Annotated in this window: 20 protein-coding genes and 1 pseudogene; 16 read left to right on the top strand and 5 right to left on the bottom strand. The window is 71.1% G+C overall.

Translation table 11 applies throughout. The features are described 5' to 3' along the window. Positions 1-53 precede the first annotated feature (53 nt). A complete protein-coding gene (locus ACZ7LV_RS17455) occupies positions 54-473 on the bottom strand; it encodes an ester cyclase (protein WP_471940221.1) in 420 nt (139 codons plus the stop codon). 61 nt (positions 474-534) lie between these two features. On the opposite strand from ACZ7LV_RS17455, the gene ACZ7LV_RS17460 reads away from it, so the two are divergent. The 12 genes from ACZ7LV_RS17460 to ACZ7LV_RS17515 all read left to right on the top strand — a co-directional run bounded on the left by ACZ7LV_RS17460 (position 535) and on the right by ACZ7LV_RS17515 (position 14,531). Continuing rightward, on the top strand, positions 535-1,122 hold the full coding sequence (locus tag ACZ7LV_RS17460; RefSeq protein ID WP_471940222.1) for a TetR/AcrR family transcriptional regulator: 588 nt from the start codon (positions 535-537) through the stop codon (positions 1,120-1,122). Positions 1,123-1,316: 194 nt separating this feature from the next. Beyond that, entirely contained in the window at positions 1,317-2,399 is a 1,083-nt protein-coding gene (locus tag ACZ7LV_RS17465) for a LacI family DNA-binding transcriptional regulator (RefSeq protein WP_471940224.1), read from the top strand. A 97-nt stretch (positions 2,400-2,496) separates the two neighbouring features. Continuing rightward, positions 2,497-3,765 (top strand): ABC transporter substrate-binding protein, encoded by a 1,269-nt coding sequence (locus ACZ7LV_RS17470; protein WP_471940226.1) that lies wholly within the window; start codon positions 2,497-2,499, stop codon positions 3,763-3,765. A 10-nt stretch (positions 3,766-3,775) separates the two neighbouring features. Beyond that, complete coding sequence (locus ACZ7LV_RS17475; protein ID WP_471940227.1) at positions 3,776-4,735, top strand: carbohydrate ABC transporter permease; 960 nt, start codon at positions 3,776-3,778, stop codon at positions 4,733-4,735. A 5-nt stretch (positions 4,736-4,740) separates the two neighbouring features. Further along, positions 4,741-5,592, top strand: a complete 852-nt coding sequence (locus ACZ7LV_RS17480) for a carbohydrate ABC transporter permease (RefSeq protein ID WP_471940229.1) — start codon at positions 4,741-4,743, stop codon at positions 5,590-5,592. A gap of 13 nt (positions 5,593-5,605) precedes the next feature. After that, positions 5,606-7,057, top strand: a complete 1,452-nt coding sequence (locus ACZ7LV_RS17485) for a GH1 family beta-glucosidase (RefSeq protein WP_471940231.1) — start codon at positions 5,606-5,608, stop codon at positions 7,055-7,057. Continuing rightward, entirely contained in the window at positions 7,057-9,402 is a 2,346-nt protein-coding gene (gene yicI / locus ACZ7LV_RS17490) for an alpha-xylosidase (RefSeq protein ID WP_471940233.1), read from the top strand. Before ACZ7LV_RS17485 ends, yicI begins: the two co-directional genes overlap by 1 nt. A 388-nt stretch (positions 9,403-9,790) precedes the next feature. Continuing rightward, a complete protein-coding gene (locus tag ACZ7LV_RS17495) occupies positions 9,791-10,207 on the top strand; it encodes an OsmC family protein (protein WP_471940235.1) in 417 nt (138 codons plus the stop codon). Positions 10,208-10,316: 109 nt separating this feature from the next. Beyond that, positions 10,317-11,549 (top strand): NAD(P)/FAD-dependent oxidoreductase, encoded by a 1,233-nt coding sequence (locus ACZ7LV_RS17500; protein WP_471940237.1) that lies wholly within the window; start codon positions 10,317-10,319, stop codon positions 11,547-11,549. A 134-nt stretch (positions 11,550-11,683) separates the two neighbouring features. Then, positions 11,684-13,384 carry an FAD-binding protein gene (locus ACZ7LV_RS17505; protein WP_471940486.1) on the top strand — a complete coding sequence of 567 codons (1,701 nt, stop codon included), beginning with the start codon at positions 11,684-11,686 and terminating at the stop codon, positions 13,382-13,384. Positions 13,385-13,510: 126 nt separating this feature from the next. After that, a complete protein-coding gene (locus tag ACZ7LV_RS17510) occupies positions 13,511-14,257 on the top strand; it encodes an SDR family oxidoreductase (protein ID WP_471940239.1) in 747 nt (248 codons plus the stop codon). Between the two features lie 73 nt (positions 14,258-14,330). Next, complete coding sequence (locus tag ACZ7LV_RS17515) at positions 14,331-14,531, top strand: hypothetical protein (protein WP_471940241.1); 201 nt, start codon at positions 14,331-14,333, stop codon at positions 14,529-14,531. A gap of 58 nt (positions 14,532-14,589) precedes the next feature. Here ACZ7LV_RS17515 and ACZ7LV_RS17520 read toward each other — a convergent pair whose 3' ends face one another. Further along, positions 14,590-15,423 carry an alpha/beta fold hydrolase gene (locus ACZ7LV_RS17520; RefSeq protein WP_471940242.1) on the bottom strand — a complete coding sequence of 278 codons (834 nt, stop codon included), beginning with the start codon at positions 15,421-15,423 and terminating at the stop codon, positions 14,590-14,592. 263 nt (positions 15,424-15,686) lie between these two features. On the opposite strand from ACZ7LV_RS17520, the gene ACZ7LV_RS17525 reads away from it, so the two are divergent. Further along, positions 15,687-16,550 (top strand): sigma-70 family RNA polymerase sigma factor family protein, encoded by an 864-nt coding sequence (locus tag ACZ7LV_RS17525; protein WP_471940243.1) that lies wholly within the window; start codon positions 15,687-15,689, stop codon positions 16,548-16,550. A gap of 81 nt (positions 16,551-16,631) precedes the next feature. On the opposite strand, the pseudogene ACZ7LV_RS17530 reads toward ACZ7LV_RS17525, so the two are convergent. Next, positions 16,632-17,252 (bottom strand): annotated as a pseudogene (locus ACZ7LV_RS17530) (sigma-70 family RNA polymerase sigma factor); the annotation flags it as partial. 295 nt (positions 17,253-17,547) lie between these two features. On the opposite strand from ACZ7LV_RS17530, the gene ACZ7LV_RS17535 reads away from it, so the two are divergent. After that, a complete protein-coding gene (locus ACZ7LV_RS17535) occupies positions 17,548-18,069 on the top strand; it encodes a hypothetical protein (RefSeq protein ID WP_471940245.1) in 522 nt (173 codons plus the stop codon). 170 nt (positions 18,070-18,239) lie between these two features. Here ACZ7LV_RS17535 and ACZ7LV_RS17540 read toward each other — a convergent pair whose 3' ends face one another. Then, positions 18,240-18,986, bottom strand: a complete 747-nt coding sequence (locus ACZ7LV_RS17540) for an SDR family oxidoreductase (RefSeq protein ID WP_471940246.1) — start codon at positions 18,984-18,986, stop codon at positions 18,240-18,242. Between the two features lie 96 nt (positions 18,987-19,082). Here ACZ7LV_RS17540 and ACZ7LV_RS17545 point away from each other — a divergent pair, with 96 nt between their 5' ends. Beyond that, positions 19,083-19,535, top strand: a complete 453-nt coding sequence (locus ACZ7LV_RS17545; protein WP_471940248.1) for a cupin domain-containing protein — start codon at positions 19,083-19,085, stop codon at positions 19,533-19,535. Between the two features lie 117 nt (positions 19,536-19,652). Next, the gene (locus ACZ7LV_RS17550; RefSeq protein ID WP_471940249.1) at positions 19,653-20,414 is read left to right on the top strand and encodes a hypothetical protein; all 762 of its coding nucleotides are present in this window, start codon (positions 19,653-19,655) and stop codon (positions 20,412-20,414) included. A gap of 75 nt (positions 20,415-20,489) precedes the next feature. Here ACZ7LV_RS17550 and ACZ7LV_RS17555 read toward each other — a convergent pair whose 3' ends face one another. Continuing rightward, positions 20,490-23,498, bottom strand: coding sequence for a 3-keto-alpha-glucoside-1,2-lyase-like domain-containing protein (locus tag ACZ7LV_RS17555; RefSeq protein ID WP_471940251.1), 3,009 nt, complete (start codon positions 23,496-23,498; stop codon positions 20,490-20,492). Positions 23,499-23,539 lie beyond the last annotated feature (41 nt).

The raw sequence follows: 23,539 nt of genomic DNA on the forward strand, positions 1-23,539 counted from the left end.
ACGCGTCGCCGTCCTCGGGAGCCTTCGCGCACGCTAGGTCGCCGCAGGGCACCTCAGGGCCGCTTCGCCGTGAGGTCCTGGAACAGTTCCCAGCTCGCGCGTTCCACCCAGTTGTGCAGAAGCTTGCCGTCCTCGCGCACGGCCCACACGGCGGTGCCGGTGAAGGAGATCGGTCGCCCGTCCGGCTCGGAGCCCAGCACGCCGTTGTTCCGCCCGTGCAGCCGCCAGCGGGAGGCGACCCTGCTGCCGTCCTCGTTCTGGAAGGTCTCGGTCACCTCCAGCCGGAGGTCGTCGACCTGGCCGAGGAAGGCCCTGATCCACGCCTTGAAGTTCTCGCGCCCTCGGATGTCCACGCCGGCGTTGGTGATCACGAAGTCCTCGACGACGAAGTCGTCCACCTTGTCCGGATCGTGGGCGTTCCACACCTGCTCCCAGAACGCCTCCACGATCTCGACCGAATTCCCGCGCGCCATGTGTCCTCCCGGTGGTCCGGCGGGCCGAACAGCCTCGCCATCGCCCACCATACATACATGTATGTATGGTGGGCTCGTGGAGAAGACCCCGAACGCCAGGGACCGCCTCGTCGAAGGCACCCGTCAACTGCTCTGGGACCGCGGCTACCTGGGCACCAGCCCGACCGCGATCCTGCGGCGCTCCGGCGTCGGGCAGGGCAGCATGTACCACCACTTCAGCGGCAAACCCGACCTCGTGCTGGCCGCCGAACGCAGAAGCGCCGAGCTGATGCAGACCCAGATCCGCGCGGTCTTCACCGGGGAGGGCACCGGACTGGAGCGGATCGTCGCCTACCTGCTGCTGGAACGGGACGTGCTGCGGGGATGCAGTGTCGGGCGGCTGGCGGGAGATCCCGAGATCGTCGCGGACGAGACGCTGCGCGAACCCGTCCGGGAGACCTTCGGCGTCCTCGGCGACCACCTGACCCGGGCCATCACCGAGGCACAGGCCGCGGGCGAACTGGACGCGAGCCTGCGACCGGAGCGGACCGCCGCCGCGCTGGCGGCGGTCGTCCAGGGCGGTTACGCGCTGGCCCGCGCCGAGCAGTCCGTCGAGCCCTTCGAACGCGCCGTCCTCGGCGCCCTCGACCTGCTCGGCGTCTCACCCTGACACCCTCACACGCGGCAAGTTCCGGCAAAGCAGACTAAACGTGATGTGCGCGGCAAGGTATTGCCTTCGCCCGCACCCCCCGCCTACAGTCTCGCCCATCCTCGAATCGATTCGACGTACTCCGTGCGCTCCGCTGTCGAATCGATTCGACAATCCGAACCCGACAGAGCTGTACGGGTGGACAGGGGCGGGACATGGCCACGATCAAGGACGTCGCCGAACGGGCGGGTGTCGCACCGAGCACCGTCTCCTACGTGCTGAGCGGCTCACGCAAGATCTCCGAGGACACCCGGCGGGCGGTCCAGGCCGCCATCGACGAGCTCGGCTATCACCCGCGTGCCAGCGCCCGCACGCTGCGCAGTGCCCGTACCCGCGTGCTGGCGCTCGCCGTGCCCCGCGTCCCCGGTGAGTACCGGGCGATCGACGGCCGGTTCGCCGTCGACGTCACCGACGCCGCCCGGGGTCACGACCACGACGTGCTGCTCATCACCGACGAGGACGGCGTCGGCGGCCTGCGCCGGGTGGCCCGCAGCGGGCTGGCGGACGCCGCGGTGCTGATGGCGGTCGAGGAGCGCGACCCCCGCATGGAGGTCCTGCGCGAACTGGGCTTCCCCGCCGCGCTGCTCGGCCATGACGGCCACGCCGGACTGCCGTGGACGGATCTCGACTGGGAGGCCGCCGTCGCCCTCGCGTTGCGGGAGACGGCGGCGGCCGGCCACCGGCGGATCGTCTTCCTGTCGTCCGCCGAACACGAGATCGCCGCCCGGCGCGGCTACGCGCTGCACGGCCTCGACGGCGCCCGGCGCGCGGCCCGCGAGACGGGCGCCGAGGTGCGCGTGGTCTCCTCGCACCGCGATCCGGACGTCCTCGGGCGCCGACTGCGCGAGGCGCTCCTCGCCACTCCCGCGCCGACCGCGCTCGTCGTCCAGCACCTGATCCTCCTCCCCCACCTGCTGGACGCGGTGGCCTCGGCCGGGCGGCACATCCCCGACGACCTGTCCGTCGTCCTCGTCGGCAGCCTCCCCGACGAGCTGGGCCTACGGCATCTGCCCCGGATCGACCTCCCTGTCGCCGAGATGTCCGCGGCCGTGGCCCGACTCGCCGTCGAAGCGGTCGAGCTCCGCTCCGCCACCACGACGCCGCCCCCGGACCCGCTCCCCACGACGACACGTGACAGGGACGAGGCAGCCGCCCCGAACCCGTCGCGCGAAGCGCCGTACCACCGGATCCAGCCGCGTATGGCCGGACCCGCCATCGCCCCGCCGGCCACCGGCTGAGGGGGCGGGCCGTCCCGCACCGACGGGGCGGCCTACCCGACCGGCCCACGCCGGAGCACTGCATGTCCAGAGCCGCACATGTAAGGGAGACACGACCATGCCGTCCCCAGCAGGACGCATCGGAGCACGAGCCGTGAGAGCCGGAGGCGCGCGCGTCCCCGCGCTCGCCGCGACGCTCGCGTGCGCCACCGCCGCGCTCGGCCTGACCGGCTGCGCCGCGGAGCCCGACCCGGGCACCGTCACCGTGCTCAACTCGGCGACCGACACCGCCGAGCACACCGCCAACCAGCAGTTCTTCGACCGCTGCGCCAAGCCCCTGGGCGTGAAGGTGGAGCAGGTCAGTGTGCCCGCCGACCAGATCGCCTCGAAGGCGCTGCGCATGGCGTCCTCCGACTCCCTGACCGACATCCTGGAGCTCGACGGCTCGGAGCTGCCGCAGTTCGCGCAGACCGAGGGGCTGCGCCCGCTGAAGGAGGCCGGCGTCGACACGTCGGGATTCTCCGCGAGCGCGACCTCCCTCGGCTCGTACGACGGAGTGCAGTACGGCGTCGCCCGATCGGTCAACTCGCTCGCCCTGATCTACAACACCGAGCTCCTGAAGGACGCGGGGCTGAAGCCGCCCCGTACGTGGGCCGAGCTGCGGGAGACCGCGAAGAAGCTGACCGCCGGCGACACGTACGGCATGGCCTTCAGCGCGAGCCCCAACGCGGACGGCGTGTACCAGTTCCTGCCCTTCTTCTGGTCCGCCGGCGGCGACGAGGCGAAGCTCGACAACGGCAGGGGCGAGGCCGCGCTCCAGCTCTGGAAGGACCTCGTGACGGACGGCTCCGCCTCGCGGTCGGTGGTCAACTGGAACCAGCAGGACGTCAACGACCAGTTCGTGGCGGGCCGCGCCGCCATGATGATCAACGGCCCCTGGCAGGTGCCGGTCCTCAGCGCCCAGAAGAACGTGGACTGGGCGGTCGCGAGCATCCCCGTGCCCGAGGCGGGCAAGGCCGCCGTCCCGCCCATCGGCGGAACCGTCATGGCCGTGCCGAAGAACGAGGACGACCCGGACCGCGAGAACAGGGCGGGCGCGCTGCTGAACTGCCTCAACTCCGAGCAGAACCAGCTCCAGTGGGGCGAGTCCGTGAACAACGTGCCCACCCGCGCGGCGGCCGCCCGGGCGTACGCGGCGCAGAACCCGAAGCTCGCCGCCTTCGCCGATCTGGTGACCACGGCCCGGTCCCGCACCGCGCAGGTGGGGACCGGATGGCCCGTCGTCGGTGACGCGCTGGCCGGCGCCTTCCAGTCCGTGCTGACCGGGCGCACCAGTCCGGAGCAGGCCCTGCACCGGGCGCAGCAGCAGGCCTCGGCGGGGAAGTGAGGAGCAGGCCATGACCACCATCACCTCGATCGCGCCCGCCGAGGCCACCGGCAGGACACGCACGCGTCCGCGCCGGGCTCCCCGGCACCGGTCGCTGCTGCGCTGGCTGTTCGTCGCGCCGGCCCTCGCCTACATGGCGCTGTTCTTCGGCTATCCGCTCGTCAACAACATCGTGATGAGCTTCCAGCACTACACACCCAAGACGTACTTCACCGGCGAGGCCCCCTTCAACGGCCTCGACAACTGGCGGGCCGTCTTCGCCAACGAGCTGTTCGGCGACGCCCTGTGGCACACCTTGCTCTTCACCGTCGGCTCGCTGCTCGGCCAGTTCACCATCGGCCTGGCCCTCGCCGTCTTCTTCTCCCGGCGCTTCAGGCTCTCGGGGCTCGTCCGTGCCGTGCTGCTGCTGCCGTGGCTCGTGCCCATGGTGGTCTCGGCCGTGGTGTGGCGCCGCATCCTCGACCAGGAGCACGGCATGCTCAACACCGTGCTGCACGCCGTCGGTCTGGTGCCCGCGGAGGGTGTCCCGTGGCTCAGCAGTCCGAGTGTGGCGCTGCTGTCGGCCGTCCTGGTCAACATCTGGATCGGCATCCCGTTCAACATGGTGATCCTCTACGGCGGACTCCAGGAGATACCGCGCGACCTGTACGAGGCCGCGTCGCTGGACGGCTCCGGCCCCTGGCGGACGTTCCGCAGCATCACCCTGCCGATGCTGCGGCCGGTGATCACCGTGGTGCTGGTGCTGGGCTTCATGTCGACGGTCAAGATCCTCGACCTGATCCTGGCACTCACCTCGGGCGGTCCCGCCGACTCCACGCAGACCCTGGGCACGGTCACCTACCAGCTGTCCTTCCTTCAGCTCGACTTCGGCCAGGGCGCCGTCGTCGGCAATGTCCTGATCCTCATCAGCGCGGTCTTCGCCGTGCTGTACCTGCGGGCCAACCGCGCCGACTTCGGCAAGGGGAAGTGACCGACATGAAGCGATCCACGACCGCGCCGGAGAACCGGCCCACCCGCTCCGTCCGGCTGCGCTCCGCCTGGAACACCACCGCGGCGCTGCTGATCCTCGCCGTGCTGCTCTTCCCGGTGTACTGGATGCTGAACACCGCGCTCCAGCCGGAGTCGAGCATCGCCGCCACGCGGTGGTTCCCCACGTCGCCGAGCTTCGGCAACTTCGACACCGCCCTCAGCACCCAGGGCGGATCGCTGCTCACCAGCCTCGGGGTGGCGCTGGGCGCCGTCGTCGTGTGCCTGGCGCTGGCCGCGCCCGCCGCGTACGGCCTCGCCCAGTTCGGTCTGCGGGGCGGCCAGGGCATCGTCTTCACCACGCTCATCACCCAGATGGTGCCGGGCATCGTCATCGCCAACGCCATGTACAGCGCGTACGCGGAGCTGGGGCTGGTCAACTCGTACCTCGGGCTGATCCTCGCGGACGCCTCGCTGGGGCTGCCGTTCGCGATCGTGCTGCTGCGGGCGTTCATGGTCTCGATCCCCACCGAGGTGGTGGAGGCCGCGATGGTGGACGGGGCGAACCGCTTCACCGCGTTCGTCCGCGTCGTGCTGCCGATGAGCCGCAACTCCCTGATCACGGCGGGCCTGTTCACCTTCCTGTTCGCCTGGTCGGACTTCATCTTCGCGCTGACGCTCAACACCACGGACGACGTGAAGCCGATCACGCTCGGCATCTACCAGTTCGTCGGCGCGCACGTCAGCGACTGGGGCGCGGTGATGGCGACCGCCGTGCTCTCGGCCGTACCGGCCGCGGTACTGCTCGTCGTCGCCCAGAAGTACATCGCCGCCGGCATCACCGGCGGGTCGGTCAAGTAGGACGGTTCCTCCCTTGAGTATTTCCGAGTCGCCCGAGTCGCCCGAGTTCTCGGGCTTCCCCGGCTTCCCCGACGGCTTCCTCTTCGGCGCGGCCACGGCCAGCTACCAGATCGAGGGCGCGTACGACGAGGACGGCAGGGGCCCGTCCATCTGGGACACCTTCAGCCGCGAACCCGGCCGTGTCGCCGGGGGCGCCACCGGCGACGTCGCCTGCGACCACTACCACCGCTACCGCGAGGACGTCGCCCTGCTGCGCGAGCTGGGCGTGGACAGCTACCGCTTCTCCCTCGCCTGGCCGCGCGTCCAGCCCACCGGCTCGGGCCCGGTGAACGCGGCGGGACTGGACTTCTACGACCGGCTCGTCGACGAACTGCTCGCCGCCGGGATCTCCCCGGCCGCCACGCTCTACCACTGGGACCTGCCGCAGGCCCTGGAGGACCGGGGCGGCTGGCGGGTGCGCGAGACCGCGGAGCGCTTCGCCGCGTACACGGCCGTCGTGGCGGACCGGCTCGGCGACCGGGTGGACCGCTGGATCACCCTCAACGAGCCGTTCTGCAGCGCCTTCGTCGGCTACGCGGCGGGCGGCCACGCGCCGGGTGCCCGCGAGGGCCGTGGCGCGCTCGCCGCGGCCCACCATCTCCTCGTCGGCCATGGGCTCGCGGTGCGCGCGCTGCGTGCGGCGGGCGTCAAGGAGGTCGGGATCACGCTCAACCCCGACCGGCTGCTGCCCGCCACCGATACGCCGGCCGACCTGGCCGCCGTACGCCGTGTCGGGACGCTGCACAACGACGTGTGGTTCGAGCCGCTGTTCGCCGGGCGCTATCCGGCGCACGAGGCCGAGACCTGGGGGGAGCTCCTGGAGTCGGGCGAATCGTTTCGGCAGGAGGGCGACCTCGACCTCGTCGGCGCACCGCTCGACTTCGTCGGCATCAACTACTACCGGCCCATCACCGTCGCCGACGCCCCCTACAAGGACCCGGACCCGGCCACGCGGACGGCCGTCGACGTCCGGGCGAGGGAGACGTGGCGCGAGGACGTGCGGCACACCACGATGGGCTGGCCCGTCGTCCCGCACACCTTCACGGACCTGCTGGTCGACCTGGCGGAGCGCTATCCGGCGCTGCCGCCCCTGCTGATCACGGAGAACGGGTCCGCGGAGGCCGACACCGTCGACGCCGAGGGCCGTGTCCGCGACCACGACCGGGTCGCGTACCTGCGCAGCCACCTGGAGGCTCTCGCGGCCGCCCTGCGCGCCGGCGTGGACGTCCGCGGCTACTACGTGTGGTCGCTGCTCGACAACTTCGAGTGGGCCCGCGGCTACGACCAGCGCTTCGGCATCGTCCGTGTCGACTACGACACGCTGCGGCGCATCCCCAAGGACAGCTACCACTGGTACCGGCAGCTGATCGCCGCGCACCGCGCCCGCACCGGCGCCCCTGACACCGCCACCACGAGGAACACCTGATGAAGTTCACCGACGGCTACTGGCTGATGCGTGACGGCGTGCGCGCGTCGTACGCGGCGGAGGTCGCCGACGTCCACGCCACCGACGACCGGTTCACCCTCTACGCACCCGTACGCCATGTGACCGATCGCGGCCACACCCTCAACAGCCCCCTGCTGACCGTCGAGTGCTGGTCGCCGACCGAGGGCGTCATCGGCGTCCGCGCCACCCATCACGCGGGCGCCGCCGAGCGCGGCCCCGACTTCGCGCTGCACGCCGAACCCGGTCACGCGGCCAAGGTCACGCGGGACGGCGCGCTGCTGGAACTGAGCGCCGGCGAGCTGTCCCTGCGCGTGGACACCTCCGCCCCCTGGCGGCTCGACTTCGTCGCGGACGGGCGGGTCCTCACCTCCGCCGAGGCCCGTGGCACCGGTTTCGCCGTCACCGGTGACGGCGCGCACCACTCGCTGGCCCAGCTCTCGCTCGGCGTCGGCGAGCTGGTCTACGGGCTCGGCGAGCGCTTCACACCGTTCGTCAGGAACGGCCAGACCGTGGACGTCTGGCAGGCGGACGGCGGCACCGCCAGCGAGCAGGCCTACAAGAACGTCCCCTTCCACCTCACCAACCGGGGCTACGGCGTCTTCGTCAACCACCCGGGCAAGGTCAGCTACGAGATCGGCTCCGAGGCCGTCGGGCGGGTGCAGTTCAGCGTCGAGGACCAGTCGCTGGAGTACTTCGTCGTGCACGGCCCGACGCCGAAGGAGATCCTCGACCGCTACACGGCGCTGACCGGCCGCCCTGCCCTGCCGCCCGCCTGGTCGTTCGGCCTGTGGCTGTCGACGTCGTTCACGACCTCGTACGACGAGGAGACGGTGAACCGCTTCGTGCGCGGCATGGCCGAACGCGACATCCCGCTCGGCGTCTTCCACTTCGACTGCTTCTGGATGCGCGAGTACCAGTGGTGCGACTTCGTCTGGGACCCGGACGTCTTCCCGGACCCGGAGGGCATGCTGCGGCGTCTGAAGGAGGAGCACGATCTGCGCGTCTCCGTGTGGATCAACCCCTACATCGCCCAGAAGTCCCCGCTCTTCGCGGAGGCCAAGCGCCTCGGCCACCTGGTGCGCAGGCCGGGCGGCGACGTGTGGCAGTGGGACCTGTGGCAGGCGGGCATGGCCCTGGTCGACTTCACCAGTCCCGACGCGCGCGAGTGGTACGCCGACAAGCTGCGGGTGCTTCTCGCACAGGGCGTCGACTGCTTCAAGACCGACTTCGGCGAGCGCATCCCGACCGACGTGGTCTGGCACGACGGCTCCGACCCGGAGCGGATGCACAACTACTACACGCAGCTCTACAACCAGACCGTCTTCGACGTGCTCACCGAGGCCCGGGGCGCGGGCGAGGCCGTGCTGTTCGCCCGCTCCGCCACGGCCGGGGGCCAGCAGTTCCCCGTGCACTGGGGCGGCGACTGCGAGTCCCACTTCGGCGCGATGGCCGAGTCGCTGCGCGGCGGACTCTCGCTGGGACTGTCCGGTTTCGGCTTCTGGAGCCATGACATCGGCGGCTTCGAGGGCACGCCGACACCCGAGGTGTTCAAGCGGTGGGTGCAGTTCGGGCTGCTGTCGTCGCACAGCCGGCTGCACGGCAGCAAGTCGTACCGGGTGCCGTGGGACTACGACGACGAGGCGGTCGCGGTCACGCGCGACTTCACGCGTCTGAAGCACCGGTTGATGCCGTACCTGTTCGGCACGGCACGGCAGGCCGCCGAACACGGCACCCCGATGATGCGCGCCATGGTGCTGGAGTTCCCCGACGACCCCGCCTGCCACACCCTGGACCGGCAGTACATGCTGGGCGGCGACCTGCTCGTCGCGCCCGTCTTCTCGCCCGACGGCGAGGTCGAGTACTACGTGCCGGCCGGCACCTGGACCCATGTGCTGTCGGGTGAGCGGATCGAGGGCCCCGGGTGGCGACGCGAGCGGTACGGCTTCGACAGCCTGCCCCTCCTCGCCCGCCCCGGCTCGGTGATCCCCTTCGGCGCGAGCGACGACTCGGCGGTCTACGACTGGGCGGACGGTGTGACCCTGCGCGTCCACGTGCCGGCCGACGGCGTCACGACCGTCACCACCGTCCCGGCCTCCGACGGCAGGGCGGACGCAGTGTTCCGTGTCCGCCGCGACGGTGACGTGGTCCACGTCGCGGCCGAGGGCGCCCCGGGGTCCTGGCGGGTCCTGCTGGTCGGCGCGCAGGCACGGCTCGACGCCGGGTCGACGGCGTCCGCCGAGCCGACGGAACTCGGCACGCTCCTTCAAGTCCCGTCGGGCACGACGGAGGTCATGGCGCGCGTGACGGGGACCCCCTCCGTCTGACGGCGGCGAGACGCCCGCCCGGTCGCGGCCGGGCGGGCGTCTCGTCGCACTCCTCGCGGGGCGCGCGTTCCGGAACGCGCGCGGGCCGCCCAGCGGTACGTACAGGAAGTCACCCCGCGCGCCCGGTGAGCCACCGCTCCCCCGTGTTCGGTCCGGGCGGACGCGCGGCCACCGGATGCCCGGGAAACGACATCGCCGCCCCCTTCGTGCAACGCCGCGGCGTGACGTCTCAGGGCTCCTTCCGCCGCCGCGCGGCACCCGGCGCTGTCACACGGGCGGCGTCTGAGCTGTCCTACTGGTGGCGAGCCGGCCGCCTCCCCGCGCCCTCGCCGTCCTCCGCGGTGCTCACCGACCCGAGCGGTGCACCCCCACCCCGAGAGGCGGACTGATGTCCGGACGCCCCGTGTCGGTCCGTGAGGGCCGGCGTCTCGCCCGTTCCCTCGCGATCGGGCCCCACAGCCTGACGGCCGACGAGCCCGAGCCCTTGAGCGCGGACACGGGGCCCACTCCGATGGAGGTCCTCCTCGGCGCGCTCGGGTCGTGCACCTCCATGGCGGTGCGCGCCTTCGCGGACCGCCAGGGGTGGCCTCTCGACCGGGTCGACCTCGACGTGCGGTTCGACGCGGCCGGGCAGATCGTCAAGAGCGTCACGCTCACCGGCGACCTGGATCCCCGGCAGACGGAACGGCTGCTCGCGGTGGCCGGCCGGTGCCCGGTGCACCGGCTGCTGACCGGGGACGTCTCGGTGGTCACCGTGCCGACGGTCCGCGCACCGCAGACCGCCACCGAGGACCGGACGCCATGACGGACGACCGGTCACAGGGGGCGCGCCGAGGCTGTCTCACGGATGATTCTCACAGCTACGGCTCGCAGCGACACGCATCAACCACGCGGAACTGAGACGAAGGAACATCATGTCCCCTGCGCACACTTTCGTGATCGTCGGCGGTGGCCTCGCCGCGGGCAAGGCGGCGGAGGCGCTGCGGAAGGAGGGCCACGACGGCCCGCTCCTCGTCGTCGCCGACGAGCGGGAGCGGCCGTACGTCCGGCCCCCGCTGTCCAAGGGCTATCTGCTGGGCAAGGAGGAACGGGACTCGATCTTCGTGCACTCCGAGGACTGGTACACGGAGCACGACGTCGAGCTGCTGCTGGGCACGCACGCGCGAGCGGTGGATCCGCGCGCCAAGGAGGTGGAGCTGGACGGCGGGCGCCGGCTGGGATACGACGGGCTGCTCCTGGCGACCGGCTCGTCCCCGCGCCGGCTGTCCGTGCCCGGTGCCGACCTCGACAACGTGCTGTACCTGCGGCGCGTCGGGGACAGCGAGCGCCTCAAGGCCGCCTTCACCAAGGGGGCGAGGATCGTCGTGATCGGCGGCGGATGGATCGGGCTGGAGACCGCCGCGGCCGCCCGGACCGCCGGGGCGGAGGTGACGGTGCTCGAACACTCGGAGCTGCCGCTGCTGAAGGTGCTCGGGCGGGAGGCCGCCGAGGTGTTCGCCGCGCTGCACCGGGACCACGGCGTACGCCTGCTCCCGCACGCGGAGGTCGAGCGGCTCACCGGGTCCGACGGCCGGGTGGACGGCGTCCGGCTCGCCGACGGCACCCACCTCGCCGCCGACGCGGTGGTCGTGGGCATCGGCATCACCCCCAACGTGCGCCTCGCGCAGGAAGCGGGCCTGGAGGTGCGCGACGGCATCGTCACCGACGCCCACCTGCGGACCTCGGAGGCCGGCATCTACGCCGCCGGCGACGTCGCCAACGCCTACCACCCCGTGCTGGACCGCCACCTGCGCGTGGAGCACTGGGCCAACGCCCTGAACCAGCCGGCGACGGCCGCGCAGAGCATGCTCGGCAAGGACGCCGTGTACGACAGGCTGCCGTACTTCTACACCGACCAGTACGACCTCGGCATGGAGTACACGGGCTACGTCGCACCCGGTGGCTACGACCGCGTCGTCTTCCGGGGCGACACCGCGGCACGGGAATTCGTCGCCTTCTGGATGTCGGGGAACCGGGTGCTGGCGGGTATGAACGTCAATGTGTGGGACGTCATCGACGACATCCGCGACCTGGTGCTCTCCCGGGCCGATGTCGACGACGCCCGCCTCCGCGACCCCGGTGTCCCGCTGGACGCTCTCGTCGGCTGACGGCCGTTGGCCCTCCGGCCCGCGCGCCGGACGTCCGCTCGACTGTCACAGATTCGCCGATCGTCCGGTCGTACAGGGTGACCAACAAGCCGATCGGAGCAATCGTGTCTCTCACCGAACAACGTCTCTCCACCATGGTGCTGGTGATCGGCACCGGCGGAGCCGGCCTGCGGGCGGCCATCGAGCTGGCCGAGGCCGGTGTCGACGTCCTCGCCGTCGGCAAGCGCCCCAAGGAGGACGCGCACACGGCCCTCGCGGCCGGTGGCATCAACGCGGCCCTTGCCACCATGGACCCCGGGGACACGTGGCAGCAGCACGCCGCCGACACCCTCAAGGAGAGCTACCTCCTCGCCGACCCCCGCACGGTCGAGATCGTGACCCAGGGTGCCGCCCGCGGCATCGACGACCTGGAGCGCTACGGCATGGCCTTCGCCCGGGAGGAGGACGGCCGCATCTCGCAGCGCTTCTTCGGCGCGCACAAGTTCCGCCGCACCGCGTTCGCCGGCGACTACACCGGCCTGGAGATCCAGCGCACGCTCGTCGCGCGGGCCGCCCAGCTCAAGGTGCCCATGCTGGACAGCGTGTACATCACCCGGCTGCTGGTCCACGACGGGGCCGTCTTCGGGGCGTACGGGTTCGACCTGACGAACGGGAAGCGCTACCTGATCCACGCCGACGCGGTGATCCTCGCGGCCGGCGGCCACACCCGCATCTGGCGGCGCACCTCCTCGCGGCGCGACGAGAACACCGGTGACTCCTTCCGGCTCGCGGTCGAGGCCGGGGCGCGGCTGCGCGACCCGGAGCTGGTGCAGTTCCACCCCTCCGGGATCATCGAGCCGGAGAACGCGGCCGGCACGCTGGTCAGCGAGGCGGCGCGCGGCGAGGGCGGCATCCTGCGCAACGCGCTCGGCGAGCGGTACATGGACCGCTACGACCCCGAGCGCATGGAACTCTCCACCCGCGACCGCGTGGCCCTCGCGTCCTACACGGAGATCAAGGAGGGTCGCGGCACGGAGAAGGGCGGAGTGTGGCTCGACGTCTCCCACCTCCCCCGGCAGACCATCATGAACCGGCTCCCGCGGGTCTATCAGACGCTCCTGGACCTGCAGATGCTGGACATCACCCGCGAGCCGATCGAGGTCGCGCCCACGGCGCACTACTCGATGGGCGGGGTCTGGGTCCGGCCCGAGGACCACAGCACCGACGTCCGTGGTCTGTACGCCATCGGCGAGGCCTCCAGCGGACTGCACGGCGCCAACCGCCTCGGCGGCAACAGCCTGATCGAACTGCTGGTCTTCGGCCGGATCACCGGTCAGGCGGCCGCCGCGTACTCGGATTCCCTGACGGCGCAGCCCCGGTCGGCGGCCGCGGTGGCCGAGGCCCGTGCCGAGGTCGACGGCCTCCTCGCGGCGGACGGGCACGAGAACGTCCGCGCGCTCCAGCGCGCCCTGCGCAACACGATGACCGAGCACGCCGGCGTCGTGCGCGACGAGCAGGGGCTGCGGACCGGGCTGGCCGAGCTGAGCGCGATCGAGAAGCGGATGGACGACATCGGTGTCCATCCCGACATCGCCGGCTTCCAGGACCTCGCGCACGCCTTCGACCTCAAGGCCGCGGCGCTGGCCGCGCGGGCCACCCTGGAGGCGGCGCTGGAGCGCCGCGAGACCCGCGGCTGCCACAACCGCAGCGACTACCCGGACATGGACCCCGAGATGCGGGTCAACCTGGTGTGGTCGCCGAGCACGGGCGTCACCCGCGAGGCCATCCCCGCCGTCCCGGACGAGATCTCCGCCCTGATGCACGAGGTCTCGACCCACGGCAAGCTCGTCGAGTAGACGGCCGGTTCGGCCGACCTGTCACAAACACGGTCGGTGCGCTGTCCTTCCCCTGTACGGAGCGCGTGGGCGTGCCGCACGCGCAGTCCATGTGCACACACCATCAAGCATTTTCGAGGTAATTACATGAAGGTTGTAGTGATTGGCGGGACCGGCCTCATCGGCTCCAAGGTCGTCGGCAAGCTCAACGACCACGGTCACGAGGCAGTGGCCGCCTCCCCCAACACCGGCGTCAACACGCTGACGGGCGAGGGTCTGGCGGACGTCCTGAAGGGCGCCTCGGTCGTCGTCGACGTGTCGAACTCCCCCTCGTTCGAGCCCGACGCCGTCATGGAGTTCTTCCGCACGTCCACCGCGAACCTCCTGGTGGCGGAGGCGGAGGCCGGAGTGACCCACCACGTCGCGCTCTCCATCGTGGGCACCGAACGGCTGGAGGAGAACGGCTACTTCCGCGCCAAGCTGGCGCAGGAGGGGCTCATCAAGGCGTCGGGGATCGCGTACTCCATCGTCCACGCCACGCAGTTCTTCGAGTTCGTGACGGCCATCGCGGACTCGATGACGGAGGGCGACACGGTGCGCTGCCCGGCCGCCAAGATCCAGCCGATGTACTCCGACGACGTCGCCACCGCCGTGGCCCGCACGGCCGCCGGGGCGCCGCTGAACGGCACGGTGGAGATCGCCGGCCCCGAGGCCTTCGGCTTCAAGGAGTTCCTCGAGCAGGGACTCGCTCCCCACAGCGACCCCCGCAAGGTCGAGGCGGACGTACACGCCCCGTACTTCGGTTCCGAGCTGGAGGAGACGAGCCTGCTTCCCGGCCCGGACGCGCAGATCGCCGAGACCCGGTTCGCCGACTGGCTGGCGCAGCAGCGGTAGAGGCGTCCTCAGCGGTGGCCCCCGCCCGGCGGCGGGGGCCACCCCCGGCCCGCGGCGTCCAGGAGGCCACGGAGTGATACCCACGTCCCGCGAGAACCGCATCGCGCTCACGGCCACGATCGAGGCGCTGACCGCCAAGGCCGCCGAACTCGAGACCCGGGTCAACGAGCTGCACCGAGCGATCGCGGAGATCAACGACCAGATGCTGTCCGTGTCCGACGCACTGCACCGACTGGCCCGCTCCGGGGCCGAACCGCCCGCCGTCGAGGAATGAGACGCGCGGGCGGCGGGGGTGCGTGACACCGTGTCACTCCTTCCCCGCCGCCCCGGCGTCAGCGCACCGAGCGCGCCGCGTCCCGGATGACGCGGACGACGTCGTCCGGGCGGGAGACGTTCACCGCGTGCGACGCGCGCACTTCCAGGGTGCGCGCCTTGGCACGCTTCGCCATGAAGGTCTGGGCGGCGTGCGGCATGCTGCGGTCCTCGGTGGCCACCAGGTACCAGGAGGGGATGGTCCTCCAAGCGGGCCGGTCCGCCCGCTCCTGAAGGGCGACGTCGGTCGCGGGCCGCTGGGTGAGCGCCATCAGCGTGGCGGTGCGCTCCGGAACGTCCGCGGCGAACCGCTCGGGGAACTTGTCCTGGTCGATGTACAGGTCGACGCCCTGGGACCCGTCGGGCAGGGTGACCGGCACGGGCGGGCGCAGCGCGTCGGTGAACGTGCTGTGGAACTCGGTGCCCAGGCCGAACGCGCTCTCCCCCTCGTCCGGGGCGAAGGCCGCGATGTACACCAGTGCCTTGACGTTGTCGGCACCCACGGCGGCATTGCTGATGACCGCCCCACCGTAGGAGTGCCCGGCGAGCACGACCGGTCCCTCGATGCCGGCGAGCAGCTCCCGCACATATCTGGCGTCGCCGCTCAGGCTGCGCAGCGGGTTCGACGCCGCCACCACCGGATACCCCTCGCGCCGCAGCCTCTCCACGACGCCGTTCCAGCTGCTGGAGTCGGCGAACGCTCCGTGGACCAGCACCACGGTCGGCTTGCCGCTGCCCGGCAAGGGCCTCGGGGGTGCGTCGTCGGCCGTGGTGACCAGCGCGGCGGCGACGGTCGCCGTGGTCACCAGGGCGAGCGGAACACGGACGTGTCGATAGCGGGACTGCTTGCTCATGACGGGCCTTTCGGGGCGTGTGCCGCAGCGTGCCGTGCGGGCCTTGGGGGTCCGCACCCGCGCGTTGCTTCCGTGCAAGGGGACAGATCATCCCCAGAAGGTGTGACACCTGATTCTCCTGGCATCTTCCACCGTGTGACTCGCGCGGATGTCACAAGGGTCGCGGGCGTCCGGTCTCCCCTGTGGGACGAGCATGTTGCCGACCGAGTCTCCATGGACTCCCGGCTGCGGCGTAGCGCCGTACGAGAGAGGGAGGATGCCGAATGGACCGCATCAACGAGGCGATGACGATCGTGGAGCTGCTCGACGAGCGACGGCGGCTGCTGGAGCTCGCCTACCGCGTGCTGGGGAGCACCGGTGCTGCCGAGAGCGTCATCGACGAGACCTATCGGCGGTGGTACGAGCTGCCCGGTCCGGCGCGTGCGCGGATCGAGGCGCCCGGTTCGTGGCTCGCCGACGTCGCGGAAGGCATCTGCCGCGCGCGGCTGACCGGGACCGGGACCGGGCCCGGGCCCGGGGAGGGGCCGGCGGCACCGTCGGAGAAGACGTCCGGGCAGGAGGTGGGTGCCGTGATGCGCCGTGCGCTCGGGTCCTTCGCCCCGGCCGAGCGGGCGGCGCTCCTGCTCGACGAGGTCTTCGGAGTGGCGCCGGACGCGCCGACCGGCACCGCCGCGCAGCCGCGGCGCACCGTCCCGGCCGGCCTGGCGTCCGGGGGCCCCAGCGGCCGACGCTCCCCGCCCTCGTCCGCGGACCGGCACGACGAGGTGGCCCGCACGCTCCTGCGGGCCTGTCTCAGGGGGGACGAGGTGCTCCTCGTGGCCGTGCTGACGCCGGACTGCACGGCCGTCTTCGACGGGGGCGGCAAGGTCAGGGCCCTGGTCACACCGGTGCACGGCGCTCGGCAGGTGGCACGCACCCTGATGACGCTGCTGCCCCGCTGCCCGCGCACCGGTCTGCAGACCCGGGCGATCAACGGACGGACCGGGCTCGTGGTCCTTTCCGACCGGCAGGTCGCCGCCGTCATCAGCCTCGACGTCGCGGGACGCCGGATCCAGCAGCTCTACGTCATCCTCAATCCGGACAAGCTACGGACCTGGCGTGATCCCGACGGCGAGGCGACGCGCTGAGCCGCCGCGCGGACGTCATGTGCGCAAGCCGCGACGGGAGCGCCGAGGGGGCGGCGTCGGGGTGTCGAGGTCGGGGCGGGCGGCATCCGGCACCAGGAACGCCTCCAGCCCGGCGACGTCCCCGGATTCCGACGCGGAGACGAAGGCCTCGAGGAACCGTCGGTGTTCCTCTCTGCCGACGGTCCTGCGCCCCTCGGCCGCGAGATGCCTGCGCGCCCTGCTCACGATCTTGCGTACGTTGACACGTGTGAGCTGAAGGACCTCGGCGATCTCCTCGTAGGAGTAGTCGAACGCCTCACGCAGCACATACGCGGCGCGCTCGGTGGGATTCAGTTTCTCCAGGACCAGAAGCAGCGCGAGTTCGAGAGCCTCGGCCCGCTCGGCGCCCAGCAGCGGATCGCCACTCGTGTCGATGGGCTCGGGCAGCCACGGTCCGATGTAGGTCTCGCGGCGCACGCGCGCGGACTGGGCCACGTTGATGGCCAGCCGCGTGGTCGTGGTCGACAGGAACGCCACGGGGCTGACCACCGCCGCCCGGTCGGTCCGCTGCCACCGCAGCCATACCTCCTGTACGACGTCCTCCGCCTCGACCGCGCTTCCCAGCAGCCGATAGGCGATGCCGAACAGGCGGGGACGGCAGTGCACGAAGACGGAAACGGCCTCCTCCAGGGAACCTTCCTCGGGGGACGTCTCGAGGTGCATCGTCCTGCTGTCTCCGTTCCTGGCCTGGATCGGCCCCAGCCATGGCCGATCCGTCACGTCTGCATCTTTGACCAGGCACATGCACTTTTTGTGACAACGTTTTCCCACCAAGTGGGCGTCAGCGGGGTGAGGCCCCCGTGGGCGCGGCACCGTGTCGTGCGTGCGCGCGCATCGTCTGTCTTCCGAGGTGCCGTATTGCCTATGATGAAGAAGCCCATTGCGGTGCACGGCCGAGCAGCACCGCAGGACGAGTCATCAGGGACGCGACACAATGGGTCGGGAATGAGAGGAACACATGGTCTCCGGCACCCGCGCGCCGCACCCCATCGCGGTCACCGCTGAAAGCCTCACCAAGGACCTGGCCCGCCTGGAGTTGCAGAAGCAGGCCCTGGAGCGGGAGTTGGCCGCGGTCGTGGCGCACCTCGGCTCCGTCCAGCGCGCGCTCAGCGCGATCGAGGCCGTGATGCGGGACTCGGCGGAGGTGGCGCCGGCGCCCACGAAGGCGCAGCCGGACCTGACCGCCGCCGAGGAGTCCGTCCGCCCGGACATCTCCACCGGGGCCGGCTCCGACGCGGACGCCGGTGCCGGTGCCGACGCCGACGGGCAGCGGAAGTACGGCCAGCTCACCGAGCAGATCCTCGAGTACTTCGCCACGGTCGGGCAGGCGGACGTACGGGCCCGCGACGTCGCCGCGGCGCTCGGACGCGACACCGACAGCGGGAGCATCAACGCGGTCCGCAGCACCCTTGACCGTCTCGTCGGCACCTCCCGTATCCGCCGGACGGGCCGGGGTCTCTACCGCGCCAGGCGCTCGTAGCGGCGAGACGCCCTCGGGAGGTCAGGAGTGTCGCCGGTGTCGGTCAGGCCGCGCGCGGCCTCGTTGCCGACGTCCGCGAGGTCCTCATGGCTCGCGAGACAACCAGTGCGCAGGGTGTTACCACCGTGTGACCCTGTTGGCAGGTACGGACGGATGCGGTTGCGGTACCCCTACCGCTGCTGCTGCCGCTGCATCCAGTCCTCGTAGGTCGTGGCGGCCAGGTCGGCGCCCTCCGGTGCCGTCAGCACGTCTCCTTCCACCACGGCGAACATGCCGGCCTGCTCGTCGGTGACCACCTGACGCTCGTCGGAGTGCGCCGCCAGCGTGATGCGCCCCAGTTCGTCGAGGGGGTAGACCGTGGGGCCCGCGACGCTGCGCGTGCCCCGCAAGGGAGCCTCGGACGCGGCCCGTGCGACCGCCGCCGCGACGTCCGCGGAGGCCATCGGCTGCACGGGAGTGGACGGGAGACGGACGGAGTCGCCTTCGGCCGTCCAGGACATGATCGCGTCGACGAATTCGTAGAACTGCGTGGCCCGCACGATCGAGTAGGGCGTGCGCCCTTCCTTCAGCAGGTTCTCCTGGACGGTCTTGGCCCGGTAGTAGTCGAGTTGGGGCACTTGATCCACACCGACGATCGAGAGGATCACGAAGTGGCGGACGTCTGCTGCCTCGGCGGCAGACAGGACGTTGCCCATCGACGTTTCGAAGAAGGCGATGGAGGTGTCGTCGAAGGCCGGGGAATTCGTCAGGTTCACGACCACGTCGGCGCCCTGCAACGCCTCGTCCAGGCCCTTTCCGCTGATCACGTCGACTCCGCTGGACAGCGAGGCCGAGACCACCTCGTGGCCTCCCTCCCCCAGCCGCTGCCCCACCTGCGAGCCGATCAGGCCGCTTCCCCCGAGGACGGTGAACTTCATGACCACACCCTTCTGATGGCTAGGCTATACAGAAAAATAGTAGTCTGTGGTGATATGTCCCACCCGCGCTGTGCAGTGCGGAGAGGAGGTCGCGTGATGCCGAACAATGGACCGGATGCACACACTCCAGGGAGCCAGGGGCAGCGATCCGAGGCCTGGAAGACCGCGGTGACCGTCATCCAGGAAGCGAAACCGCCTTCGATTCCGGACGGCGCACACGTCATGACGCTGCTCGTCGAGTTTCCCCCGGGAGACCCCGGCACACCCCCGCACCGCCACTTCGGACCGGCCTTCGGCTATGTCCTGGAGGGCGAGATGCTGTTCGAACTGGAGGGTGAGCCCGAACGGGTGGTCCGGGCCGGGGAGACGTTCTGGGAGCCCGGCGGCGACGTGATCCATTACCAGGACGGCAACAACCGCGACGACATGCCGAGCCGGTTCGTCGTCACGATGATGTGCGAGCCCGACAAGCCGATGCTCGTCCTGGTCGACGACGAGGAGCTGGAGCAGCGCAAGGACAGGCGGGCCCCTCGGCCCGGGACGTCCTGAGTACGGCTACTCATGCCGGCCGGCGCCGGGTCCGCGACGATGGCTCCATGGACTCCGGCGCGGAAGCCGGAGTCCGGAAGGCGGCGGGGGCGGCGGCCAGGAGGCGGGGGCGTGGGCGTGGGCAGATTTCTTGCGGCGGTGACGGCAGTCGGGGCGGCAGTCGGTGCACTGGTCCTCGCCCATCTGGCGGGGGCGCCGCCGAAGGTGGTGTTCGCGGTCGGGGCGGGCGTGCTGAGTCTTCTGTGGCTGCTGCTCCTTCTCACCTTGCCGTGGAATCTGTACTTCCGTGCCCACGCGGTGCTGGCCGAGATCAGGGTGAGCCGTGAGAAGGGCATCGAGGTCTCCCCCGCCCGGGACGCCGAGGCCGGCCGCATCGCCCGTGCGATGCTCCGGACGGCCGTCGCGGGCCATCTGCTGACGGCGGCGGTCGTCCTCGCGGTCACCTGGGCCACGGGCGAGTTCACGGGGTACTGGTTCGCCGCGTTCTTCCTGCTGAGCACCTTCTTCCGGCCGGCGGGCGCCTACTTCGGCCAGCTCCGGCGGCGTCTGGGCACTCTCCTCAAGGACGTCACCCATCCGCGGGACGACGTGGTGGAACTGCGCGGCCGGCTGGACCGCGCCGAGGCCGGGACGCGGGTCCTGGAGGAGAAGGCCGAGGAACAGTACCGGGCCCTGGCCGAGGTGCGCCGCACGGTGGACGCGCTGGCGGTCAGCACCTACGAGCGTGCCGAGGAGACCGAGCGCGGACTTGCCTCGCTGGCCCGGGAGTTCGAGGCCACCGTGCACCGTCTCACCGACGACCAGGAGATCATCGCCGGGGTCAAGGCGTTCCTGCGCCTGCTGCACTCCACGGACACCGGGGGCGGCGCCCGCGCCTGACCGCGGCGCGCGCGGCTCGGCGCCCGGGGCCGGTGGCTGCCGCCGGCCCCGGGCGCCTCGAAGGGCGGCCGCGGGTCACCCCAGGGGCTGCACCCGGATGTTGCGGAACCGCACCTTGTTCCCGTGGTCCTGCAACCGGATCGGCCCCGCCGCGGGCGTCTCCGGCCGGCCCGAGCCGGTGGGACCGTCGATCACGACGTCGTCGTGCACCTTCTTGCCGTTCCACACGACCGTCGCCCGGGCGTCGGCGATCTTGCGGCCGCTGTCGTCGTAGCGCGCCGCACGGAAGACGATGTCGTAGGTCTGCCAAGTCTCCGGTGCCGTCGCCGCGTTCACGTCGGGCGCCTTCTTCAGGTAGAACGCGCCTGCCTCGTTGGTGTCCAGCGTGGTGTCACCGTAGGAGTCGAGGATCTGGAGCTCGTAGCGGTCCTGGAGGTAGATGCCGCTGTTCCCCCGGTCCTGGCCGGTCACGTCCGGCGGCAGCAACGGGACCCGGAACTCCACGTGCAGCGCGAAGTCCTGGTAGGCGTCCTTGGTCCGGAGGTCCCCGCAGCACACCTCCATCGCCTTCTCGTCGGTCAGCGGCCACGCCGTCCGGCGGCCGTCGGGGTGCAGCCACTGCGCCTGCGAGGCGGCGGTCCCGTCGAAGAGGGTGACCGGGGCACCGTGCGGCCGCACGGTGAGCAGGTCGAGATTGACGTGACCGGTGTCGCCCGCGTCGTACCGGTAGGCGATCTCGTTGCGGCCGGCGCGCAGGGTGAGGCGTTCCGTCCGGGTGGACCAGGAGTCCCAGTCACCGGTGGAGGGGAGTTCGGTCTGCCGCACCTTCTCGCCGTTGGCGTACAGGGAGAGGGACTTGGTGCCCTGGAAGGGGTTGGGGCCGTTGGAGTAGCGCAGGTTCACGTCGTAGGAGCCCGACGTGGGGACCGTGACGTCGAAGGCCGTCCCGACCTTGCCCTCGGTGGCGTAGCGGTCGACGAACCCGCTGCCGGAGTAGCCCACGTGGTCGGTGTTGATGCCGGCCTTGCCGGTCAGGCGGGCCTCCTCCGCCTCGTACATGGTCGCGGGCGGCGGCTGCTCTCCGGGGATCTCGTTGAGTGTGTACCAGGCCTCGGTGCTCCACAGGGACTCGCCGGACGCCGAGGTGAAGGGCCGCGGGGAACGCACATGCACGACATGACCGGACTCCAGGCCGTCCAGCCGCAGGCGGACGGTGCGGCCGTCCTCGGACAGCGTCGCCGAGCGTACGGCGAGCCGTTCCTCACCGATCTTCGGGCCGCCGTAGTCGGAGGTCGGGGTGTAGCGCCACTGCTCGGCCCGGTAGTGCTCGGCGAGCTGGGCGGCCGTCTCGGTGGAGAGCGGCTGCGTGTACGTGAGGTCGAAGCCGCCGGGCACGGCGCGCATGGTCTTGACGTCGAAGGTGTTGCCGCCGTTGGGCGTCAGTTTCTGCAGACCGAACCTGAGCTTGCCCTCCTGGCCCCAGTTGCCGTCGGCACCGAGACCGCCGGCGTAGATCGCCCCGTCGGGACCGAGGCTGATCCGGTTGACGCCTGCTTCCAGGCCCTGGGTGTAGCGGAAGACGGCGCCCTGGTACTGCCCCTTCACCTTCTCCAGGTAGGCACGCTGGAGTCCGCCGTAGGTGACGTCGCCGATGAGCATCTGCCCGGCGAACCGGCCCTTGCTCAGATACAGCGGCGTGGAGGGCGAGTTGGCGATCTCGTTCTGCGGCAGCCAGAGCACCGGCGCGGTCACGGGCGAGTCCTCGAAGGGACCGGCGGGCTCGGTGTAGTGGTTGAAGAAGCGGTCCTGCTTGATCTGGACCAGCTTCGAGGAAGGCAGCCAACCACCCTGGTTGTCGGTGGTGAACAGACCGCCGTCCGGCCCCCATCCGATGCCGTTGGGTGTGCGCAGGCCCCCGGCCACCGGGCTGATCCTGCCGGTCTTCCGGCTCACCTTGTACGTGGTCCCCCGGCCCGGCGCCGGCTGCGGGGTGGTCGTCGCGCCGCCGTAGTCGATGGCGACGGAGAGGTTCACGTAGAAGTAGCCGTCGCGGTAGAGCAGGCCGAAGGCGAACTCGTGGAAGTTGCCTCCGTAGGGCCAGGTGGCCACCGTGCGGTACTCGTCGGTCACGTCGTCGCCGTCCCGGTCCACCAGCCGGGTCAGCTCGTGCTTCTGCGAGACGTACAGGGAACCGTCGACGTACTTGATCCCCATGGGCTCGCGCAGCCCGGTCGCGACCTTCTCGACGGTGACCTTGTCACGGCTCGTGGCGCCGGTGACGTTGTCCAGCAGGTACACCTCGCCGGCCACGTTGTTGCTGCCGCCCCAGGTGCTGATCGCCAGGCGTCCGTCGGGCAGCCAGTCCATGCCGCTGACCTGGGGTTCGAACCCTTCAGGGCGCAGGTCGGTGAGGGTGAGGTCGGGCCGCACGGACGTGAGCGGCAGGCCGTCGCCGGGGGTGTCCCCGTTCCCTTCGCACTCCTTGCGGCCGGGCGCGGTCACGCGGACCACCCCGGCGTCGGTGCTCAGGGCCTCCTGGGGCACGACGGTGAAGTCGGCGGCGCCCGGGGGCTTCCAGGAGAGCTGCAGTCGCTGCCCGCCGTCGCGCTCGAAGTGCTCGATGCGCAGCGGGTGCGAACCGGCGGTCAGATGGACGACGCCGTCCTTGGGCTCGGCCCCGTGGAGCCCGTCGTGGTCGATGACGGTTTCGCCGTCGAGCGAGAGACGTGAGCCGTCGTCACTGGTGAGGCGGAAGACGTACGAACCGTCGCTCGGCGCCACCAGGTAGCCGGTCGCCTCCGCGACGAACCGGTCGTCGAGCCCGCCGAAGTCGTCGGACGTGGACCAGTCGACCGTCGGCATGAGTTTGTCGTGGTTGGGGGTCTGTCCCGGCTTGAGGGCGCACAACTCGCTGAGCGGGGTCTGCACGTCGAACACGCGCAGGGTGACCCCTGGTTCCTGCGGCGGGATGTCCGCGGGAGCGGCGACGGCCGCCGGGGCGGCCAGGGCACCGGTGGCAAGGACGGCCGACGTCAGCAGCGGAATTAGGTGTCTTCGGACGACGGGGAACAGGCGTGGGCGCATTGGTCCTCCTGGGCTGGGGACCGGACCGTGCCGGATGTCGT

Source organism: Streptomyces sp. NPDC107562 (assembly GCF_055657325.1).

Bases quoted from the DNA above. Each gene is read 5' to 3' on its own strand.
- ACZ7LV_RS17475 (WP_471940227.1), top strand. From the start codon at position 3,776: ATGACCACCATCACCTCGATCGCGCCCGCCGAGGCCACCGGCAGGACA.
- ACZ7LV_RS17545 (WP_471940248.1), top strand. From the start codon at position 19,083: ATGCCGAACAATGGACCGGATGCACACACTCCAGGGAGCCAGGGGCAG.
- ACZ7LV_RS17525 (WP_471940243.1), top strand. From the start codon at position 15,687: ATGGACCGCATCAACGAGGCGATGACGATCGTGGAGCTGCTCGACGAG.
- ACZ7LV_RS17465 (WP_471940224.1), top strand. From the start codon at position 1,317: ATGGCCACGATCAAGGACGTCGCCGAACGGGCGGGTGTCGCACCGAGC.
- ACZ7LV_RS17455 (WP_471940221.1), bottom strand. From the start codon at position 473: ATGGCGCGCGGGAATTCGGTCGAGATCGTGGAGGCGTTCTGGGAGCAG.
- ACZ7LV_RS17480 (WP_471940229.1), top strand. From the start codon at position 4,741: ATGAAGCGATCCACGACCGCGCCGGAGAACCGGCCCACCCGCTCCGTC.
- ACZ7LV_RS17460 (WP_471940222.1), top strand. From the start codon at position 535: ATGTATGGTGGGCTCGTGGAGAAGACCCCGAACGCCAGGGACCGCCTC.
- ACZ7LV_RS17495 (WP_471940235.1), top strand. From the start codon at position 9,791: ATGTCCGGACGCCCCGTGTCGGTCCGTGAGGGCCGGCGTCTCGCCCGT.
- ACZ7LV_RS17510 (WP_471940239.1), top strand. From the start codon at position 13,511: ATGAAGGTTGTAGTGATTGGCGGGACCGGCCTCATCGGCTCCAAGGTC.
- ACZ7LV_RS17555 (WP_471940251.1), bottom strand. From the start codon at position 23,498: ATGCGCCCACGCCTGTTCCCCGTCGTCCGAAGACACCTAATTCCGCTG.
- ACZ7LV_RS17520 (WP_471940242.1), bottom strand. From the start codon at position 15,423: ATGAGCAAGCAGTCCCGCTATCGACACGTCCGTGTTCCGCTCGCCCTG.
- ACZ7LV_RS17535 (WP_471940245.1), top strand. From the start codon at position 17,548: ATGGTCTCCGGCACCCGCGCGCCGCACCCCATCGCGGTCACCGCTGAA.
- ACZ7LV_RS17540 (WP_471940246.1), bottom strand. From the start codon at position 18,986: ATGAAGTTCACCGTCCTCGGGGGAAGCGGCCTGATCGGCTCGCAGGTG.
- ACZ7LV_RS17500 (WP_471940237.1), top strand. From the start codon at position 10,317: ATGTCCCCTGCGCACACTTTCGTGATCGTCGGCGGTGGCCTCGCCGCG.
- ACZ7LV_RS17505 (WP_471940486.1), top strand. From the start codon at position 11,684: ATGGTGCTGGTGATCGGCACCGGCGGAGCCGGCCTGCGGGCGGCCATC.
- yicI (WP_471940233.1), top strand. From the start codon at position 7,057: ATGAAGTTCACCGACGGCTACTGGCTGATGCGTGACGGCGTGCGCGCG.
- ACZ7LV_RS17470 (WP_471940226.1), top strand. From the start codon at position 2,497: ATGCCGTCCCCAGCAGGACGCATCGGAGCACGAGCCGTGAGAGCCGGA.